The organism is Streptococcus hyointestinalis (genome assembly GCF_041225505.1).
GTDB classification, from domain to species: Bacteria; Bacillota; Bacilli; order Lactobacillales; family Streptococcaceae; genus Streptococcus; species Streptococcus hyointestinalis_B.
In genome coordinates, this window is record NZ_JBCLSK010000011.1 from 38,378 (window position 1) to 52,721 (window position 14,344).

Genomic DNA, 14,344 nt, shown 5'->3' on the forward strand with positions numbered 1-14,344 from the left:
TATAACATAAATTAGTTGCACATACAAGCATAAAAAGAAAAAAATTTTTATTTTCCATAAATCTGGTTTGAAACGTCGTTGATTTCTGTAGCGAGCTGGTCGCTGTAGCTATCTCCGATGATGTAACCGTAGCTATGATGAAGCGTGTCCCAAGCTTTTTGCACTTCAGGTACCATCTTTTTGCCTTCTTCGGTCAAAAATACAAAGCTGATACGTCCTTGGGCTTGTGTGGTCACATAGCCTTTTTGGTTTAACTTTTCGATGAAGCGTGTCAGAGTAGACGGTGCGATGTGGAGAATGCTTGCGATATCCTTTTGTGCCCTTCCATCCTCTTCGGCTAAGATGAGGAGGATAAAGGCATAAGTCGGCGCCAAGCCCACACGTGAAAAAGCTTCATCTGCCATTTTATTGAGCAGACGATCCAGTTTTTTAACGGTAAAGAACAGGCAACTATCAAGGGACTCCTGAAGCGTTTTTGACATAATCTTCCTCATTTCTCTAAAGTTACTGTTAATCATAACACAGAAAGGAGATAATAACAAGTTATAAAAAAGAGACCAGAGGTCTCTTTTTTATAAGCCTTCAAAGAAGCGAAGTTCTTTTGGTGTTTGTGTAAAGGCGTTGAAGCCGTCTTTTGTGACATAGCCACAGTCTTCGATACGCACACCGACTTTTCCTGGAATGTAAATACCAGGCTCGATAGAAAAGCACATGCCCTCTTCAATGACAAGGTCATTTCCCTCCATGATAGAAGGGTACTCGTGGACGTCCATACCGATACCGTGACCGAGTCTGTGGTTGAAGTATTCGCCGTAGCCAGCTTTTTCGATGACTTGGCGAGCAGCATGGTCGACTTCGCTTGCGCTAACACCTGGTTTGACAAAGTCTTGCGCAGTGAGCTGTGCTTCAAGGCAGAGGTTGTAGATGTCTTGTTTAAACTGGTCAGGTTGTCCAACAGCGACGGTGCGGGTCATATCAGAAGCGTAGCCCTCATACATCACCCCAAGGTCAAAGAGGAGCAGAGCGTTGTTTTCGATACGGTTGACTCCAGGCTGACCATGTGGGTTTGCGGCATTGTCACCAGTTAGCACCATGGTTTCAAAGCTCATTTTGTTGATACCTTGCTCTTTCATGCCAAACTCGATTTTCGCTAAAATGTCAGTCTCCGTGCGGTTTAGAGAGATGTTATCAATTCCAATCTGCACAGCTTTGTCAGCATATTGTCCAGCAATCAGCATCTTGTCAATCTCATCTTGAGATTTGATGAGGCGCATGCGTTGGATAAATGGTGTAAGATTTTCAAAGTGCCCGTCAAAGACTGTTTGAAGTCCTTGGAACTTCGTGACATTTAAGTTATCAAATTCAGCAAAAAGTTTTTTGCCAGCAGTTGACGGCAGACCAGATTTGATTTTTTCCCAAGGGTTTTCAAAGTCGACATAGCCAAGGACAGGGAAGTTTAAGAGACTAGTCGCCTTAGCCAGCTCAAGCGCTGGCACAAAGAGCACTGGTTCACGATCCGCATAGACAAATAAAAACATTTGGCGCTCATGTGGGTCACAAACAAAGCCTGTTAAGTAGTTGACAGTGACAGGGTCTGAGATGACAGCTAAGCTAGCTCCTTCTTGATTGAGGTAAGTTTGGATTTGAGTAAGTTTTGACATAGGATTTCCTTCTTTCTGTCTACTATTTTTCCAAAAATCACGCTAAAAATCAAGCATTTGTGGCAGAATTGTCCAGCAAAAAGGAGGACTTGAAAACTTTTGCAAAAAAAATAAGACCAAACACTTGAAAGTGTTTACAAAACATGTTAAAATCATATTGAAAGCGAGTTTTCAATTTTTTGAGGTAAGTATCGTTAACCGCTTAAAAGTAAATGAAAGGAAGACAGATATGAATACTGATGATACGATTACGATTTATGATGTCGCTCGTGAAGCCGGTGTTTCGATGGCGACAGTCAGTCGTGTTGTAAATGGCAACAAAAATGTAAAAGAAAACACACGCCAAAAGGTTCTTGAAGTGATTGAACGCTTGGACTACCGTCCAAATGCCGTTGCACGAGGGCTTGCAAGTAAAAAAACAACAACTGTCGGTATTGTGATTCCAAACATCGCAAATGCTTATTTTTCAAATTTAGCACGAGGTATTGACGACATTGCCGCTATGTACAAGTACAATATCGTCCTTGCTTCTAGCGATGAGGATGATGAAAAAGAAATCAATGTTGTGAATTCTTTGTTTGCTAAGCAGGTGGATGGTATCATTTTCATGGGCTATCACTTGACTGAAAAACTACGTGTTGAGTTTTCACGCTCACGCACACCGATTGTCCTAGCAGGGACTATCGACCTTGAGCACCAATTGCCAAGCGTTAACATCGACTACCAAAAGGCAGTTAGTGAAGTGGTGGACTTATTTGCTAAGACGCATAAGGATATTGCATTTGTGTCTGGACCTTTGATTGATGACATCAATGGTAAGGTTCGCCTAGACGGCTACAAGGAAGGTTTGAAGCGCAATAACTTGCCATTTAAAGAAGGGCTTATCTTTGAAGCGAAATACCACTACCAAGATGGCTACAATCTAGCGCAACGTGTGCTCAACTCTGGTGCGACAGCTGCTTATGTGGCAGACGATGAGTTGGCAGCGGGTCTGCAAAATGGTCTCTTTGCAGCTGGCAAGTCAGTTCCAGAGGACTTTGAAATCATCACCAGCAACGACTCCTCTGTGACACAGTTTACACGTCCAAACCTAAGCTCCATTAGCCAACCTGTCTACGACCTTGGTGCCGTTAGTATGCGTATGTTGACAAAGATTATGCATAAAGAAGATTTGGATGAAAAAGAAATTGTCCTTAATCACGGTTTGGTCAAGCGTGGTTCTACACGTTAAGTACTAAAAAGCTAGAGAGCGTCACTGCCTCTAGCTTTTTTTATTGTAAGATTGCTGAAAAAAATCAAAAATTACGGTATAATAGTGACATTATGACAAAAGAAAAAATCAAAGTCAATATGCTAAGCTCAAGTGAGACTGTTCCTGGACAAGGTGTTTCAGGAGCCTATCGTGAGTTAATGCGCCTTTTAAAACGAGACGCTAGAGAGGCTATTGACCTTACCGAAAATAAACGTATCAAAGCTGACATTACGCATTATCACACGATTGATATTCCTTTTTATCTGTCGACTTTCCGTAAAAAACGTGTCGGGCGTCGGATTGGCTATGTGCACTTTTTGCCAGACACTTTGCAAGGAAGCCTTCGTATTCCTAGGATTGTACAGCCCATTGTGGCAAAGTACGTGACCAGTTTTTACAACCGCATGGACCACTTGGTCGTTGTCAACCCTAGCTTTATCGAAAACTTGGTTGCTTTTGGAATTGACCGTGATAAGATTACTTACATCCCAAACTTTGTCAACTCAGAAAAATGGTTTAAGCCAAGTGCTGATGACAAAAGTGCGGTGCGCAAGCGCTATGGTTGGAAAGACGAGGATTTTGTCGTTCTTGGTGCTGGGCAAATCCAAAAACGTAAAGGCATTGACGATTTTGTCACACTTGCCAAAAACAATCCCGACATCCAGTTTGTCTGGGCAGGCGGTTTTTCATTTGGTGGGATGACAGATGGTTATGACACCTACAAAAAGCTCATGAAAAATCCACCAGCTAACCTGACCTTTACAGGTATTGTGGACGCTGATGAGATGCGACAACTCTACGGAGCTTGCGATTTGTTTTTACTACCAAGCTTTAATGAGCTCTTTCCAATGACCATTCTTGAAGCTGCAGCGTGCGGAGCGCCGATTATGCTGAGAGACTTGGAGCTTTACCGTATCATCTTAGAGGGAATGTACTTGCCAGCTAGTGACGTCTCAAAAATGAGCGAGGCGATTAGGCACTTGCATACACATCCAACAGAGCTTAACCACCTCCAAAGTCAATCCGAAAAAATTTCAGAAACATACTCAGAAGAGCGTTTGCTTGAGACTTGGCTTGACTTTTACCGCCAGCAGGCAGACCTCAAATAACTAAGGAGGGGTAGTATGCGTATTGGATTATTTACAGATACTTACTTTCCGCAGGTGTCTGGTGTTGCGACAAGTATAAGGACACTAAAGGAAGAACTTGAAAAACATGGACATGATGTCTATATCTTTACCACAACGGACCCAGAGGTCAAGCGTTATGAAGACCCGACCATTATTAGGTTGCCTAGTGTGCCTTTTATCTCCTTTACAGACCGCCGTGTCGTCTATCGTGGCTTGATTTCCTCTTACAAGATAGCAAAAGCTTATAAGCTGGATATTATCCACACGCAGACAGAGTTTAGCCTTGGGCTTTTGGGGAAATGGATTGCTAGTGGTCTGCATATTCCGGTCGTTCATACCTACCATACCCAGTATGAGGACTATGTGGGCTATATTGCCAAAGGGCGCTTGATAAAGCCAAGCATGGTCAAGTATATCATCCGAGGTTATCTCAGCGACCTTGATGGGGTGATTTGCCCATCTCGTATCGTGCTCAATCTGTTAGAGGGCTATCATGTCAAGATTCCAAAGCGTGTCATTCCGACAGGTATCCCTATTGAGGAGTATGTCCGTGAGGACATCACAGAAGAAGACAGAGCAGAGCTGCGCCATGAGCTTGGGATTGCACCAGATGAGACCATGCTGATGAGTTTATCTCGTGTCTCCTCTGAAAAAAACATCCAAGCTATCTTCAAGAGCCTGCCTGATGTCTTGGCGCAAAATCCTAAGGTCAAGCTGGTGGTCGTTGGAGATGGTCCTTATCTCAAGACCTTAAAAGAGTTGGCTCGTCACTTGAAGTTAGAGCATGCTATTATCTTTACAGGGATGGTGCCCCATCAAAAAGTAGCTTATTATTACAAAGCATGTGACTTTTTCATCTCAGCGTCAACCAGTGAAACGCAGGGCTTGACTTATATCGAGAGTCTAGCCAGCCACCGTCCTATCATCGCCCAGTCCAATCCTTACCTAGACGATGTCATTGACCACAAGATGTTTGGGACACTCTATGCCAAAGAGTCGGATCTCGCTGCAGGTATCTTAGACGCTATCGAAAATACACCTGAGATGACCGAGGCTCGCTATCAGAAAAAACTATACGAGATTTCAGCGCAGCATTTTGCCCGCTCAGTCTACAGTTTTTACCTCGATGTTCTCATTTCTCAGGAAAATAAAAAACGCCGTAAACTCTCCATGGCGATGAAGAAAAATGGACCAAAGGTGAGTAAGACGTCTTATAAACTGCCTAAGCAAGTGCTAAAAATCACCGGCTCAACCTCTAAAAAGGTTATGCGAGCGCCTAAGCGGATGATTATGTCCATCAAAGATTTTCTGGATTAAGAAACCTTCTCGTTTATTCGAGAAGGTTTTTAGGATTAGTTAGAAGAGCTAGATGTTGCTTGGTTAATCATATCGTTAAACTGTTGCAACTGCTCTGCGGTCATGTGTGTCTTGTCATCTGCAAAGGCGCTATCTAGTTGTTCTTTGGTGAAGTCACTAGCGTTTTCTTTGACGTAGTTGTAGAGCTCTTCAAATTGCGATTGGCTGTATTTGTAGTGGGTCTCCATCAGGCTTGTGAGCTGTGTTGTGGATAGAACAGAGCTTGCTTCAGGTGCTTGTGGAGAAGTGTAGTCCACATCTTTAACTGTCATTTTAGCATTGAGTGATGAGATACCGAGCGTCTTACTGTTTTTAAAGACAAGAGAAGCGGTTGCTGTTTGCTTGCCATTTTTGTCAATGCTGATACGCAGGCTTGATTTGTTTGAGAGAAGTGAGCTGAGTGATAAATTGTCGCTAGCCTTGCTGTTACTTGACTTGATAGCGTCATTGAGGAAGCTTGATAGCGTTTTGACCGTCAAGGTCAAGATAGCATTGTCCTTATAAGTGCTAAAGTCATCATCGCTAAGAGTCTTGAGCCAAGAAACGTCTGTCAGACTAGTGTAGTCGTCAAACTTGAACTTGTTATCTGAAATGTCAGAAGCATTGATGTACTTGCCTGTAAAGTCCCCACCTTCAAAGGAAATCTGTGAAGACTGGTTGAGATTTTGCAGTTGCATGAGAGCATCAAGGTTCATATAAAGATTGTCCCCAATAGCGATAAACTCATAGCTAGGTAGTTTTGAGTCAAGCTGAGCCAGATCAATTTTAACGCTTGCTTTTTTCCCTTTTGGCGAAATGTTTACTGTGGTTGTAAAGGATTTGTTGTTGAGATTTTTCAGCGAGCTATCGTCTGTTTTGATGTCAGAGATAGTCGTTGTTATCTGATAAGCATGGTTTTTAGTCGTTGTGTTTTCTTCGATACGACTGATAAAGGAGTCTTTAGCGCTCTTGCCACAAGCGACCAGTAAAACCAGCAGTGGCAAAAGAAGAAGTAGTTTTGTTTTCTTCATGTAGTGTATCCTCGTTTGGCGATTGTACGCAGTTTATTCTTCTAGATTTTGGAGCGTTTGAAATTGACCGTTTTTAATCGCCTTGTAACCTTGCTCTTTAAGCGTTTTGGCACTGAGTTTGTAGCTGATATAGGCTATTTTTTTGTTTTGGCTGTTGCCGTCCGTTTGAGACCCTTGAAGAGCTAGCACCTCGTTTGGGTCAGCTTTTTTGTAGTTAATAGAGACCGTCTCAAGGACGTAATTTCCTTTGAATTCAAGTGTTTCTTTGACGCCTTTGACACCGTTGTAGGAGTCTTGGACCTTTTTGAGTTTAGCCTTGATAGTGTCTAGATTATCTGTTTTGGCGCTCTTTTTAAGCGCAGCGTAGGTGATACGGTTTTCAGCCGTTTGTTTGGTCACCTTATCACTGTCTTTTGCCATATAGTAGGTAATTCGCAAATCAGTGCCCTTTTTTTGGCTAAAGAGCTGAAACTCTTTTTTGACTGTCGTGCTAGCAAAGGCGCTAGGTGCGCTAACAAGCGTAGTCGTTACGAGTAGCAGACTCATAAAGAGCAAGGTTGTGATTTTTTTAGGCGTTAATGTCATTTTGACGCTTCCTTTCTAGTTTACCATAAAGCGAGTTCTTAATCTAGTGAAATTTGAAAATAAAAGCTAAAACTTTTGCATTAAAAAAGAGTGGAGGACGAAAAGCCTTCTCGCTCTGTATAGGTTTAGTGGAATTGCATACCACCATCAACAATAAGTGTTTGTCCTGTTATGTAGTCAGAGTCTTTGCCTGCTAGGAAACTAACAGCATTGGCAACATCCTCAGGCTCAGACAGACGTTTTAGGGCGATGTCTTTAGCAAAGGTTTGCATGCCCCACTCGTCATCCTTACCAGCGTTTTTGCCGACTTGGTGGGCAATGTCAAACATCATCGGAGTCTTAACGATACCGGGAGCATAAGCGTTGACCGTGATACCTTCATCGGCAAGGTCACGAGCGAGAGTTTGTGTAATCCCACGAATGGCAAACTTAGAAGAACCATAGACGGTTAGGTTTGGATTCCCAACGACACCTGCTTGTGAGGTAGCGTTGATGATTTTTCCGCCGTGTCCTAGCGCTTTAAAGTGTTTGTGCGCAGCCTGTGCTCCCCAGATGGTACCTCCGACATTGATGTCAAAGACATTCTGGAATTGCTCTTCTGTGATGGTATCAAGCGGTGTTGTCGGTGCGACACCAGCATTATTGATGACAACATGTAAGTCACCAAATGCTTCAACCACCTTGTCAAAAGCAGCGAAAACCTCGTCACGTTTTGCGACATTTGCCACAACGGCAATGGTGTCCTCGCTTGAGATAGCGTTCACAGCTTTTTGCGCTGTTTCGGCATTATAATCTAAAATCCCAACTTTAAAGCCATCTTCATGTAAACGCTTAGCAATGGCAAAGCCAATCCCTTGACCTGCTCCTGTTACAATAGCCACTTTAGTCATAATGTATTCTCCTTTTCATAACATAGACCATTAGAAAATTCTAATATAAGTGATTTCTTTCACGTTCAGTATAGTCTTTTTAGCCAGAAATGTCAATGAAAAAGCAACCGTTTTCCAGTCAACTATATAGGGCTTGAAAAAGTTTGATTTCGTGATATAATATTAGAGAAGACATGTCGGGTAGAAAACCTATCTTAAGAGCGAGCACTGGCTGGTGGAAAGGGTGCAGGATAGGCTTACTTGATACTCCTTCCAAGCTGTTATGAAAACATAATAGGGTAGTGCCTTATAGCTAGCAGAGGTCTTACATGGAGTTGTTCTTTGTGTGGACAAATGAAGGTGGTATCACGTTGCGACGTCCTTTTGGGGCGTCGCTTTTTGGTTTTTAAAAATATCGCCTTGAGCATTTAAAGCTAAAAAGACCACTGTAAATCCCCTTGCTTGAAGTCAGCTTGATGTCGACAATAAAACAAAAGGAGAGACTTTATGATTAACATTACTTTTCCAGATGGTGCTGTGCGTAGTTATGATGATGGCAGCACAACTTTTGAAATCGCCCAATCTATCAGCAATTCCTTGGCAAAAAAAGCCTTGGCTGGTAAGTTGAACGGTAAATTGATTGATACGACTCGTCCTATCCATGAGGATGGTAGTCTTGAGATTGTGACACCTGATCATGAGGACGCACTGCCTATTTTGCGTCACTCAGCGGCTCACCTCTTTGCGCAAGCAGCACGCCGTCTTTTTCCAGATATTCACTTGGGCGTTGGTCCTGCCATTGAGGACGGTTTCTACTACGATACGGACAATGAAGCTGGGCAAATCTCAAATGAAGATCTTCCTCGTATCGAAGAAGAAATGAAAAAAATCGTCAAAGAAAATTTCCCAAGCATTCGTGAGGAAGTCACTAAAGAAGAAGCGCGTGAGATTTTCAAAAACGATCCTTACAAGTTAGAGCTCATCGAGGAGCACTCTGAGGATGAGGGCGGACTCACGATCTACCGTCAAGGCGAGTATGTCGACCTCTGCCGTGGCCCACATGTGCCATTTACTGGTCGCATTCAAGTCTTTCATTTGTTAAATGTCGCTGGTGCTTACTGGCGTGGTGATAGCAACAATGCCATGATGCAACGTGTCTATGGTACCGCTTGGTTTGACAAGAAAGACCTCAAAAACTACCTCAAAATGCGTGAGGAAGCTAAAGAACGTGACCACAGAAAACTGGGTAAAGAGCTTGACCTCTTTATGATTTCCCAAGAAGTGGGACAAGGGCTTCCATTCTGGTTGCCAAATGGTGCGACTATTCGCCGTGTGCTAGAGCGCTACATCACAGACAAAGAGCTAGCGTCTGGCTACCAACACGTCTACACGCCACCTTTGGCTTCTGTTGAGCTTTACAAAACCTCTGGACACTGGGAACACTACAAGGAAGACATGTTCCCAACCATGGACATGGGAGACGGTGAGGAGTTTGTCCTTCGTCCGATGAACTGCCCACACCACATCCAAGTCTACAAAAACCATGTGCACTCATACCGTGAGTTGCCTATCCGCTTTGCAGAGCTTGGTATGATGCACCGTTATGAAAAATCTGGTGCTCTCTCTGGGCTTCAACGTGTGCGTGAGATGACCCTCAACGACGGTCACATCTTTGTCGCTCCAGACCAAATCCGTGATGAGTTTAAAAAGACTTTGCAGTTGATTATTGATGTCTATGAGGACTTCAACTTGACAGATTACCGCTTCCGCTTGTCTTACCGTGACCCTAAGGACACGCACAAATACTATGACAATGACGAGATGTGGGAAAATGCACAGTCTATGCTCAAAGCTGCGCTTGATGATATGGGTGTGGATTACTTTGAGGCAGAGGGTGAAGCAGCCTTTTACGGACCAAAACTAGACATTCAAGTCAAAACTGCCCTTGGTAATGAAGAAACACTCTCAACCATTCAGCTGGACTTCCTTTTGCCTGAGCGCTTTGACCTCAAGTACACAGGACCAGATGGTGAAGAGCACCGCCCAGTTATGATTCACCGTGGGGTTATCTCAACCATGGAGCGCTTCACAGCTATCCTCATTGAGACTTATAAGGGAGCTTTCCCAACTTGGCTTGCCCCTCATCAAGTGACGGTTATTCCGATTTCAACAGAAGCACACCTTGACTATGCTTGGGAAGTTGCCAAAGTCTTGCGTGACAAGGGCGTGCGTGTGGATGTGGATGAGCGCAATGAAAAAATGCAATACAAAATCCGCCAAAGCCAAACACAAAAAGTCCCTTACCAACTCATCGTTGGGGATAAGGAAATGGCAGACGGCACAGTCAATGTCCGCCGCTACGGCTCAAAAGCTACAGAAGTGCAAACAATTGATGCCTTTGTCGACACTATCCTAGCCGATATTGCCCGCAAATCTCGTGTGGAAAAAGACTAGAAACGTTTAGAAATGAGAAAGAAGATTAGATATGGATGTGTTTACACAGCTTTGGAAAGCTTTTGCCGATTTACCAATGGTAGAAGCTATTGCGCTAGGGGGTTCTCGCTCAACTTAGGTTTATGATGAAACGTCTGACTATGACCTGTATATCTACTGCTCATCTGTACCAGATGAGAAAATGCGCAAGGAAATTTTAGAGAAAACCTGCCAATACACAGAAATTGGTAATCACTACTGGGAATTAGAAGATGATTGTACTCTGAAAAATGGCGTTGATATCGACATTTTATATCGAAATATCTCTGATTTTACAGCTGACTTGGCAGATGTTGTAGAAGATGGTCATGCTAGGTGTGGTTATACGACATGCTTCTGGCATAATCTCTTGACGTGTAAGGTTCTTTACGACCCTCATAAAAAACTGGAGAAGCTCAAGAAGCGCTTTGATATTCCTTATCCTCAAACGCTGAAACAAGCCATTATCAAGCAAAATATGGATTTGTTAACAGGTAAATTGCCTTCCTACGATAAGCAAATGATGAAAGCCAGCCGTCGTGGTGATTGGGTCAGTGTTAATCACAGAATAGCAGCTTATCTTGCTTCTTATTTTGATGTTATTTTTGCTGTTAATGAACTGACACACCCTGGTGAAAAACGTATGGTCAGCTATGCCAAGGAGCATGCGAGCAAATTACCAGTTGATTTTGAGGAAAATATCAATAGTCTATTAGAGCTAGCAATGGCTGAGCCAATTAGCCTTAGCAAGTGTTTGACACAGTTGCATACTAATCTCAAAGAAATTCTCTAAAACCGAGCCGCTAAGATAGCGGTTCGGTTTCTTTTAAAGACAAGTTAACGATTTTAAGCTATACTAGACATAAAAGCGTCAAGGAGGGTGTATGGCTAAGGTTTATATTGCTGATGATGAAAAGAATATTAGAGAATTGATCGCTTCTTTTTTGCGAGAAGATGGCATTGAGGTGGAGCTGTTTGAGACGGGGGATCAGCTTTTGCTGCGTTTTTTAGAAGCGCCAGCAGATGTGGTGGTTTTAGATGTTATGATGCCAGGTAGCAGTGGCTTTACCATTGCTGAGAGTCTGCGTAAGCGCTCGGATGTGCCCATTATTTTACTGACAGCGAGAGATAGCGATAGCGACTTTTTAGAGGGCTTTAGCGCAGGAGCGGATGATTATTTTACCAAGCCTTTTTCCCCACTCAAGCTCAGTCTTCGTATAAAGGCGATTTTATCTCGTCAGCTGCAGCAAGATTTAGCTATCATGGTCTGCAACTCTCAAGCAAAAACCGCTCTGCTATTTACCAAGATAGTAACATCAAGCTAACCAATACAGAGTTTGAACTGCTCAAGCTCCTCCTTGAGCGCAAGGAGGAGGCTGTCTCACGTGATGAGCTGTTAGAGCAGGTTTGGGGCTATGAGAGTGATGTGGAGACGAGGGTGACAGATGACACTATCAAGCGCTTGCGCAAGAAATTAAGAGGAGTAGAGAGTCATGTCGTTATTGAAACGGTTTGGGGCTACGGCTTCAAACTCACCTACAAAGACTAAGAGAAACGGGCGCTTGCGACTGCGCACGACCCTCTTTTTGCAACCTTTTACCATTCTGCTGTTTTCTTTTGGCTTGATTTTTCTTTTGTTCAATGGTGCCATGCACTATGTCATCAATAGCCAAGCAGACAAGGCGATTGAGAGCCAATTTCACCAGCTGGATAGGCTTTTTATGGGGGAGAGCAGTGCTCAAAATACTACAAGGCCGATATTTAGCAGCACTTATGTCATTGTTGATCAAGAGTTCAAGGTGCAGTATGTCTCGGTAGCTTTAGGAGATGAGGAGGAGGCTTACTTTTCAGAGGAGATTGCCCGCTACGCTCATCAAAAGGACGAAGAAAAGCGTCTGTCTGATATGGACAACATTGGAAAAGTCACGCTTGATGATACCACCTACATGGTCAAAATGGCGACCTACACAGGCAAGCTAGAAAAATACTACATCAAGAAAAACAGTGGCAAACGCTCCCAGACCTACCGTGTCTTTGTCTTTGTCGATGTCAGTCCTGCTAGCTACCTTAGCTGGTGGCTGAATAGCTCGCTGTTTCTTTTGCTGGTCATCATCGGGCTTATTGCTAGTTTGTTCATTTACCTGACAGGTAAGCGTGTTGACAGTGCCTTTACCAGCTTAAAGGACAGTATTACTCGTCTAGGTAAGCGCCAAAAACTGGGTAAAAAAGAGGATCTGCCCTACGAAGAGTTTAATGACGTGATGACGACTGTTGCGAAGATGAGTGATATGATTGACGCCAATCAGCGTAGTCAACAGCTCTTTTTCCAGAATGCCTCGCATGAGTTGAGAACGCCGCTCATGTCCATTCAAGGCTATGCAGAAGGTCTTAAAGAAGGCGTGCTAAAGAATCCTAAAGAAGCGGCAGGTATCATCTACGATGAGAGTCAAAAAATGACAGAGCTGGTGGATGACATCCTTACGCTATCAAAACTAGAAACCATACAGACAAAGCTAAACCTAGAAAAAGTCGTCTTAGATAACCTCCTCTATGATGTTAGCTGGCGATTAAAGCACAAGGCAGACGAGAGAGGCTTGGTTTTTGACCACGATTTTCACGATGACAATTGTGAGCTGGTGCTTGATGAGATGCTTGTGGAGCGTGCCTTTCTCAATATCATCAGCAACGCCGTCCGCTATGCTAAGCACACCATCACTCTCAGTACAGAGCTTCTGGAGGACAAAGTTGTGGTGCATATCACAAACGACGGTCCTGAGATTAGCAGGGAAACGCAAGAGCATATCTTTGAGCGCTTTTACAAAGGGGATAAGGGGCAGTTTGGCATTGGGATTTCCATGACCAAGGACATTATCGAGCGCCACGGTGGGGAGATTTCTCTAAGGTCACAAGCTGACAAGACAACCTTTAGTGTGGCACTACCACTTGTGGCAAATTAGTCTAAGATTTTGCCACAAATCTGCCACAGTTTTTCTCAGAACTTACCGAGAACTTTTGCCTGGCTTTGAGTATACTAGATATATCATTACAAACGAGGTAACGTATATGTCATTTAAAAAATCACTAAAAGATAATAGCCAAAAAGTACAGAAAAGTTTGACCAAAAACTGGAAGAAAACCGTGTTGTTTAGCTCAGCTTTTCTAGCGGTAGGGGGTGCAGGAGTTGCCATCGGTAGCAAAGTCGCTGACCATCAAGAGCATGGCGATCGCATGAGTCGCAGCTATGACAAGCTGGACAGCTCAAAAAGCTACGGTGCACCCCAATTTAAAAAAGGTATGGGACATGGCTCTTATCAGTACGATAAGCAAAATGTCATGACCTATGACGAGTGGAAGACTGCAGTGGAAAACTCAAGTCTCTCAAGCAGTGATAAAAAGACTTTCCTTGCAGCTCTTGAAAAATCAAAAGACAAAATCACAAAGGCCAGTGACCTGTCCACTCAGCTCGACAAACTCTACACCGATAACTTAGAAAAATTGGACAAAGAGCTGGAAACGCTGGTGTCAAAAAACAGCAGTCTCTGGCAAAAAGTTGACGACGCTGATGAGCTGCGCTCACTTTCGGGCTTAGACCTCGATGATTTGACAGACTTAAAGCAGTCTATCAATGAAAGTAGCCTCTCTTCTAGTGAGAAATCAACCTTGCAAGCAGACTTAGACAGTATCAAAAAGCTCAAAGAGCAATATTCAACAGCCTATGCGACTTATGTTGAAAAATCAGCAGAGCTTGAAAAAGAACTGGAAACTGCCCAAAAAGCTGTGACCACTAGCTTAAAAGACAACAAAGTCACAAACAGCATGATTTCAGAAGTTGTCGGTCGCCCGTCCATGTCCTTTGACTGGGATGATAAAGATGATGATAATGATAGTGACACAGACGAAGATTAAAAAGTAAAGAAAGAAACTCATTTGAATGAACAGCTCCCTGTCAAGTAGACAGTGAAATAATAAAATGATTAAGCAACCTGATTCCTGAATTCAAAAGGAGTCA

The 14,344-nt window shown here is 43.3% G+C and carries 11 protein-coding genes and 2 pseudogenes; 8 read left to right on the forward strand and 5 right to left on the reverse strand.

Going from position 1 to position 14,344, the window contains the following annotated elements:
• Positions 1 to 47: 47 nt before the first annotated feature.
• Both AALA56_RS04255 and AALA56_RS04260 read right to left on the reverse strand, forming a co-directional pair.
• Positions 48 to 482, reverse strand: a complete 435-nt coding sequence (locus tag AALA56_RS04255; protein ID WP_369908890.1) for a MarR family winged helix-turn-helix transcriptional regulator — start codon at positions 480 to 482, stop codon at positions 48 to 50.
• Positions 483 to 572: 90 nt separating this feature from the next.
• Positions 573 to 1,661: an aminopeptidase P family protein gene (locus AALA56_RS04260; RefSeq protein WP_369908891.1), complete on the reverse strand. Its 1,089-nt coding sequence runs from the start codon at positions 1,659 to 1,661 to the stop codon at positions 573 to 575.
• A gap of 229 nt (positions 1,662 to 1,890) precedes the next feature.
• Here AALA56_RS04260 and ccpA point away from each other — a divergent pair, with 229 nt between their 5' ends.
• The 3 genes from ccpA to AALA56_RS04275 all read left to right on the forward strand — a co-directional run bounded on the left by ccpA (position 1,891) and on the right by AALA56_RS04275 (position 5,360).
• The gene (gene ccpA / locus AALA56_RS04265) at positions 1,891 to 2,892 is read left to right on the forward strand and encodes a catabolite control protein A (protein WP_369908892.1); all 1,002 of its coding nucleotides are present in this window, start codon (positions 1,891 to 1,893) and stop codon (positions 2,890 to 2,892) included.
• Positions 2,893 to 2,984: 92 nt separating this feature from the next.
• The gene (locus AALA56_RS04270; RefSeq protein ID WP_369908893.1) at positions 2,985 to 4,022 is read left to right on the forward strand and encodes a glycosyltransferase family 4 protein; all 1,038 of its coding nucleotides are present in this window, start codon (positions 2,985 to 2,987) and stop codon (positions 4,020 to 4,022) included.
• 15 nt (positions 4,023 to 4,037) lie between these two features.
• Positions 4,038 to 5,360 (forward strand): glycosyltransferase family 4 protein, encoded by a 1,323-nt coding sequence (locus tag AALA56_RS04275; protein ID WP_369908894.1) that lies wholly within the window; start codon positions 4,038 to 4,040, stop codon positions 5,358 to 5,360.
• A 35-nt stretch (positions 5,361 to 5,395) separates the two neighbouring features.
• On the opposite strand, the gene AALA56_RS04280 is transcribed toward AALA56_RS04275, so the two are convergent.
• The 3 genes from AALA56_RS04280 to AALA56_RS04290 form a co-directional block, all read right to left on the reverse strand.
• Positions 5,396 to 6,409: a hypothetical protein gene (locus tag AALA56_RS04280; protein ID WP_369908895.1), complete on the reverse strand. Its 1,014-nt coding sequence runs from the start codon at positions 6,407 to 6,409 to the stop codon at positions 5,396 to 5,398.
• Between the two features lie 33 nt (positions 6,410 to 6,442).
• Positions 6,443 to 6,994 (reverse strand): DUF1307 domain-containing protein, encoded by a 552-nt coding sequence (locus AALA56_RS04285; protein ID WP_369908896.1) that lies wholly within the window; start codon positions 6,992 to 6,994, stop codon positions 6,443 to 6,445.
• A gap of 125 nt (positions 6,995 to 7,119) precedes the next feature.
• Entirely contained in the window at positions 7,120 to 7,884 is a 765-nt protein-coding gene (locus AALA56_RS04290; protein ID WP_369908897.1) for a (S)-acetoin forming diacetyl reductase, read from the reverse strand.
• Positions 7,885 to 8,370: 486 nt separating this feature from the next.
• On the opposite strand from AALA56_RS04290, the gene thrS reads away from it, so the two are divergent.
• The 5 genes and pseudogenes from thrS to AALA56_RS04315 all read left to right on the forward strand — a co-directional run bounded on the left by thrS (position 8,371) and on the right by AALA56_RS04315 (position 14,241).
• The gene (thrS, locus tag AALA56_RS04295) at positions 8,371 to 10,317 is read left to right on the forward strand and encodes a threonine--tRNA ligase (protein ID WP_369908898.1); all 1,947 of its coding nucleotides are present in this window, start codon (positions 8,371 to 8,373) and stop codon (positions 10,315 to 10,317) included.
• Between the two features lie 31 nt (positions 10,318 to 10,348).
• Positions 10,349 to 11,128, forward strand: a pseudogene (locus AALA56_RS04300) (nucleotidyltransferase domain-containing protein).
• Between the two features lie 91 nt (positions 11,129 to 11,219).
• Positions 11,220 to 11,884: pseudogene (locus tag AALA56_RS04305) on the forward strand (response regulator transcription factor).
• Positions 11,829 to 13,292: a sensor histidine kinase gene (locus AALA56_RS04310; protein ID WP_369908899.1), complete on the forward strand. Its 1,464-nt coding sequence runs from the start codon at positions 11,829 to 11,831 to the stop codon at positions 13,290 to 13,292. The pseudogene AALA56_RS04305 and the gene AALA56_RS04310 overlap by 56 nt, the downstream one beginning before the upstream one ends.
• Before the next feature lie 106 nt (positions 13,293 to 13,398).
• Complete coding sequence (locus tag AALA56_RS04315; protein WP_369908900.1) at positions 13,399 to 14,241, forward strand: hypothetical protein; 843 nt, start codon at positions 13,399 to 13,401, stop codon at positions 14,239 to 14,241.
• Positions 14,242 to 14,344 lie beyond the last annotated feature (103 nt).

Excerpts from the sequence above, each read along its gene's own strand:
- AALA56_RS04255 (WP_369908890.1), bottom strand. The coding sequence starts at position 482 with ATGTCAAAAACGCTTCAGGAGTCCCTTGATAGTTGCCTGTTCTTTACC.
- AALA56_RS04260 (WP_369908891.1), bottom strand. The coding sequence starts at position 1,661 with ATGTCAAAACTTACTCAAATCCAAACTTACCTCAATCAAGAAGGAGCT.
- ccpA (WP_369908892.1), top strand. The coding sequence starts at position 1,891 with ATGAATACTGATGATACGATTACGATTTATGATGTCGCTCGTGAAGCC.
- AALA56_RS04270 (WP_369908893.1), top strand. The coding sequence starts at position 2,985 with ATGACAAAAGAAAAAATCAAAGTCAATATGCTAAGCTCAAGTGAGACT.
- AALA56_RS04275 (WP_369908894.1), top strand. The coding sequence starts at position 4,038 with ATGCGTATTGGATTATTTACAGATACTTACTTTCCGCAGGTGTCTGGT.
- AALA56_RS04280 (WP_369908895.1), bottom strand. The coding sequence starts at position 6,409 with ATGAAGAAAACAAAACTACTTCTTCTTTTGCCACTGCTGGTTTTACTG.
- AALA56_RS04285 (WP_369908896.1), bottom strand. The coding sequence starts at position 6,994 with ATGACATTAACGCCTAAAAAAATCACAACCTTGCTCTTTATGAGTCTG.
- AALA56_RS04290 (WP_369908897.1), bottom strand. The coding sequence starts at position 7,884 with ATGACTAAAGTGGCTATTGTAACAGGAGCAGGTCAAGGGATTGGCTTT.
- thrS (WP_369908898.1), top strand. The coding sequence starts at position 8,371 with ATGATTAACATTACTTTTCCAGATGGTGCTGTGCGTAGTTATGATGAT.
- AALA56_RS04310 (WP_369908899.1), top strand. The coding sequence starts at position 11,829 with ATGTCGTTATTGAAACGGTTTGGGGCTACGGCTTCAAACTCACCTACA.
- AALA56_RS04315 (WP_369908900.1), top strand. The coding sequence starts at position 13,399 with ATGTCATTTAAAAAATCACTAAAAGATAATAGCCAAAAAGTACAGAAA.